This window comes from bacterium, assembly GCA_035530055.1.
Taxonomy (GTDB): Bacteria; UBA6262; WVXT01; order WVXT01; family WVXT01; genus WVXT01.
In genome coordinates this window covers 1-3,921 of sequence record DATKVN010000086.1, presented here as the reverse complement: position 1 = coordinate 3,921, position 3,921 = coordinate 1, and the positions used below count along the sequence as shown (strand labels likewise).

The following is a 3,921-nucleotide window of genomic DNA, read 5'->3' as shown; positions in this document are numbered from 1 at the left end:
CTCTTGCAGAACGCAGTAAAGCTATTCACCCAGAACTCTCCATATCCCGGCTGAAGATGCGGCCTTAAAGCTCCCACCATCTCCTCCTGGTCAGTAAACACAAGTATCCTTTCCGGTGGAGCAATTCCCGAAGATATGAGATTTTCAATTCTTCTCTTTAAAACTTCGCTCTTGCCCGATCCGGCTCGACCCAAAAGAAGAAGCGGTCTCCCTCTATGGGCCACCGCCTCCCCCTGTGCACTATTTAAATCCTTTAAAATATCCACATTCAATCCCCAATCATCCAACCCCATAGTTCTTTACGCGTAGTGTAGGCCTTTATGGCCGTAATAACTGTAACGTAGCCCTTCACGGTCATTTTTCACCTAATAATGGAATTTAAATAAATGGGATATATCCCTATTTATTTTAAAAATGGTCGCTGTCCCTATTTTATTTTATTTTTTCTTTTAAAGTGCCAAGGAGATTCTGAAAAGACTTTTCAAATGCATCTACTCCTTTTCTTTGAAGGGTCTCACAGACCTCGTCTAAATCGATTCCCGCTTTTTTCATCCGGGATAAAACTTCTTCCACTCCACCCAAATTCTCTTCCAAAGATAACCTTGGCTTTCCGTGGTCTCTGAAGGCATCCAGCGTCACCTGGGGAATAGTATTTATTGTATCAGGACCAATCAATTCCGCCACGTACTTCACGTCACTATAAGCAGGGTTTTTAGTGGAGGTGCTTGCCCAGAGCGGTCTTTGAACTCTGGCGCCTCTTTTTTCCAGGTCTTTGAATTTTTCTTGAGAGAAAATCTCCTTAAACTTTTGATAAACCTTCTTGGAATTGGCTACTGCTGCTTTTCCCAAAAGCTCCTGTAAATCTCTTTTCCTTTCAGGGTCTTTCTCCGACTCTGTCAGTGAACTAATCTCTTTATCCGCCAGTGTGTCTATCCTGCTCACAAATAGACTGGCCACCGAAGCCACTCTCTTAAAATCTCCTCCCTCTCTGGAAAACCCTTCCAGTCCCTTAATGTATGCCCGGGCAACGTTTTCGTAATGGGACAAAGAGAAGACGAGAGTAGCATTTACATTAATGCCTTTCGATATCAGACGCTCTATTGCCACAGCCCCTTCTTTTGTTGCCGGGACTTTTATCATAATGTTTTCTCTTCCTATTCTCATAAACAATCTTTGAGCCTCATTGATAGTCTGGTCAATATCGTATGCGTATTTAGGAGGAACTTCGATACTCACATATCCATCTTTTCTTTCTGTTTCCTTATATATTTTGTAAAGAATATCTGCCGCCAGAGTCACATCCTTTATTGTCAAGCTCTCATATACCTCTTCGGCAGTCTTATTTTCTCCAGCCAACTCTTCAATTTCAGGGTCGTATTCCCTACTTTGAGTAATTGCTTTTTCAAATATCGTAGGATTGGATGTCACTCCCGAGATGCCATCTTCTTCCGCCATCTTTTCCAGCTTTCCCGAAGTGAGAATAGACCTCTCAATGTTATCATACCAGATACTCTGTCCAAAATTCTTAATCTGATAAACTGGATTCTTTCCCATTTCTATCTTCCTTTCTTAAGACTCACAAAAGGCTTATCTGTTCCGGCTCTATTTTCTTTTCTTCTTCAAATATCTTTACTTTTCCATAGATCCCGTCATATCCGGGAGAAACCTTTATTTTTCTCTCCCTTACCCTGGCAATACCTTCAGCAATTTTAGGATGAACTTTATAAATTTCATCAACAGGAACTTCTAACATAATTTTGAATTCATTACCAAATTTTTCAATCATATAGTGGTATAACTTATCCACTTCTGCTGACTTGGAAGTCTTTCCAACCACCTCACCGATTACTTCCTTTAAAAGAACGAAACTCTTAAAAGGAATTGCGCCCTGAGGTTTGAAGCCGATTTCTCTGTCGGCAAGGTCATACACGCGATGCATAACTCCTATAGTGAGAGGTTTGCCACAACGGGGACAGATATTATTATGACTCTTCGTCTCTTTGGGAGAAAGACACACGTTACAATTCCTGTGACCGTCATAATGGTACTTCCCCTCTTGCGGAAAGAACTCTATAGTGCCCAGGAATTTATCCTTCTCTTTATTCTTTATTGCAGAAACTATCTCCTTATAGTCAATTTTGCAATTAAAAATATTGGCTTCCCTTCCTAAATTGGCAGGAGAATGGGCGTCACTATTAGAAATTAAGGCAAACCTGTCCAGATTAGAGAGAGCCCAGTTCATTTCAGGATCGCTGGACAATCCTGTCTCCAGAGCATAGATTTGGGAAGTCAATTCCCCAAAGCATTCTTCTATGTCGTCAAACCCGGAATTTGCTCCAAAGAGCGAAAACCAGGGAGTCCAGATATGTGCCGGCACAATAAAACATTCACTGGAAGCTTCCAACACAATCTTCGCTAACTCCTTTGCTGAAAGTCCCAGGATAGGTCTTCCGTCAGAATGCAAATTACCGATTCTTGATAGTTCCCTATTCACCTTGTGGACTACCTCAAAACTGGGAGCAAAAACGAGAATATGAATTTTTCTTACCCTTCCCCCCTGGGAATAGATACAACTTATCTCGCTAGTGAGAAAAAAATGGACTCCCCCATACTCATAAACACCATAGCTCACCGGCTTAAGATATTCTTCAAGTTCATCCAGCCAGTGGGGATGAGTAAAGTCCCCTGCTCCTAAAATATCAATCCCCTTAACCTTAGCCCACTTACTTATTTCTCGAACGTTCATCTCGCCTGAGGTAGCCCTTGAATATCGAGAATGAATATGAAAATCAGCGATTAACATTTTTCTTCCTCACTATCAAAAAGAAGAGTATCAACCCTATCCCAAATGCGTCTATTAGAATATCGTAAATCGACCCGTGTCTGGTGGGAACAAAACTCTGATGGATTTCGTCGGATATTGCATAAAGCAGGGAAAGCGCCCCGGACCACGCATAAACTTTTGTCAGATTAATCTTAATCGAGTGGAAAATCGCCCTCCACACAAGAAAGGCAAGTATTCCGTATTCAGTAATATGGGCAATTTTTCTGAGGATTATATCCCAGGTTCCCCAGGGCGTTGCAAGATTGGGAAGGCTGGAGAGGTAGAAAATGATGCCACACCACAACCCCACTGGTAGCCACATCTTCAAAAACAGAAAAATCTTTCTCATCTCTCTTCGCCTTGAACATCACTAATCGCGAAACAAGTTTCGCTACTCCACCTTATAACATTCAATAAATTTTTCTAAAGACCTGTCGTAAGTCCTCTCTACCTTGGAAGGGAAAAAACACGCCGGCAGTTCTTTTGACCTCCAGTGGTATGCTATGCACTCGCAACAAATCCCTTTTCTGGAACAAGGCTCATAAGTACAATTACAATTCTTCCGATTCTTGTTTTCGTTACATTCCCTCATCTATATCTCCTTCACCAATTTTTTATCTTCTTTTGTTCTTGTAGGGGACGGACTCTGTGCCGTCCCTTCATTCGGGCGACCACAGAGTGTCGCCCCTACACTAATTCCTTTTTAGAAACCGATTTTTTTAGACGGATCACCCGCTGCTTTTATCGCTCCGAATTTCTCTTCATACCTTTTAATATTCTCTTGTAGGGCAAGGAGGAGCCTCTTGGTATGGCCAGGACTTGAGATTATTCTCGCCCTCACTTTCGCTTTCGGCTCCTGGGGCTGAACGTAAATGAAATCCATTGTAAACTCAGTCTCACTATGCCTTATAAAAGCCAAATTAGCATATGTCCCCTGAGCCATAACATCATCCAATTGGATTCGAATTTGCACCTGCTTTTCCTGTTGGTCGGGCATAACTTTAACCTCCTTGACTTGTCCTCCCCACTTAGTATAAACGTGGCGACCTTTCTGATATTTCTTCGGCTCGGTCATCTTTATAATCTGACGCGAAGCT

6 protein-coding genes are annotated in these 3,921 nt (G+C 42.1%); all 6 read right to left on the bottom strand.

The genetic code is table 11. The annotated features are described in order from the left end of the window. Nucleotides 1-293: UvrD-helicase domain-containing protein (locus tag VMW39_06700; protein ID HUW23701.1), on the bottom strand; the 293-nt coding region annotated here is incomplete at its 3' end. Between the two features lie 139 nt (nt 294-432). Next, nucleotides 433-1,554 (bottom strand): transaldolase, encoded by a 1,122-nt coding sequence (gene tal, locus VMW39_06695; GenBank protein HUW23700.1) that lies wholly within the window; start codon nt 1,552-1,554, stop codon nt 433-435. Nucleotides 1,555-1,576: 22 nt separating this feature from the next. Then, the gene (locus tag VMW39_06690) at nt 1,577-2,803 is read right to left on the bottom strand and encodes an endonuclease Q family protein (GenBank protein ID HUW23699.1); all 1,227 of its coding nucleotides are present in this window, start codon (nt 2,801-2,803) and stop codon (nt 1,577-1,579) included. After that, nucleotides 2,790-3,173, bottom strand: coding sequence for a VanZ family protein (locus VMW39_06685; GenBank protein HUW23698.1), 384 nt, complete (start codon nt 3,171-3,173; stop codon nt 2,790-2,792). The genes VMW39_06690 and VMW39_06685 overlap by 14 nt, the downstream gene beginning before the upstream one ends. Nucleotides 3,174-3,215: 42 nt before the next feature. Continuing rightward, nucleotides 3,216-3,416: a DUF6485 family protein gene (locus VMW39_06680; GenBank protein ID HUW23697.1), complete on the bottom strand. Its 201-nt coding sequence runs from the start codon at nt 3,414-3,416 to the stop codon at nt 3,216-3,218. A 111-nt stretch (nt 3,417-3,527) separates the two neighbouring features. After that, nucleotides 3,528-3,921 (bottom strand): DUF3467 domain-containing protein (locus VMW39_06675; protein HUW23696.1); only part of this gene is annotated, 394 nt, incomplete at its 5' end.

Excerpts from the sequence above, each read along its gene's own strand:
- VMW39_06685 (HUW23698.1), bottom strand. The coding sequence starts at position 3,173 with ATGAGAAAGATTTTTCTGTTTTTGAAGATGTGGCTACCAGTGGGGTTG.
- tal (HUW23700.1), bottom strand. The coding sequence starts at position 1,554 with ATGGGAAAGAATCCAGTTTATCAGATTAAGAATTTTGGACAGAGTATC.
- VMW39_06680 (HUW23697.1), bottom strand. The coding sequence starts at position 3,416 with ATGAGGGAATGTAACGAAAACAAGAATCGGAAGAATTGTAATTGTACT.
- VMW39_06690 (HUW23699.1), bottom strand. The coding sequence starts at position 2,803 with ATGTTAATCGCTGATTTTCATATTCATTCTCGATATTCAAGGGCTACC.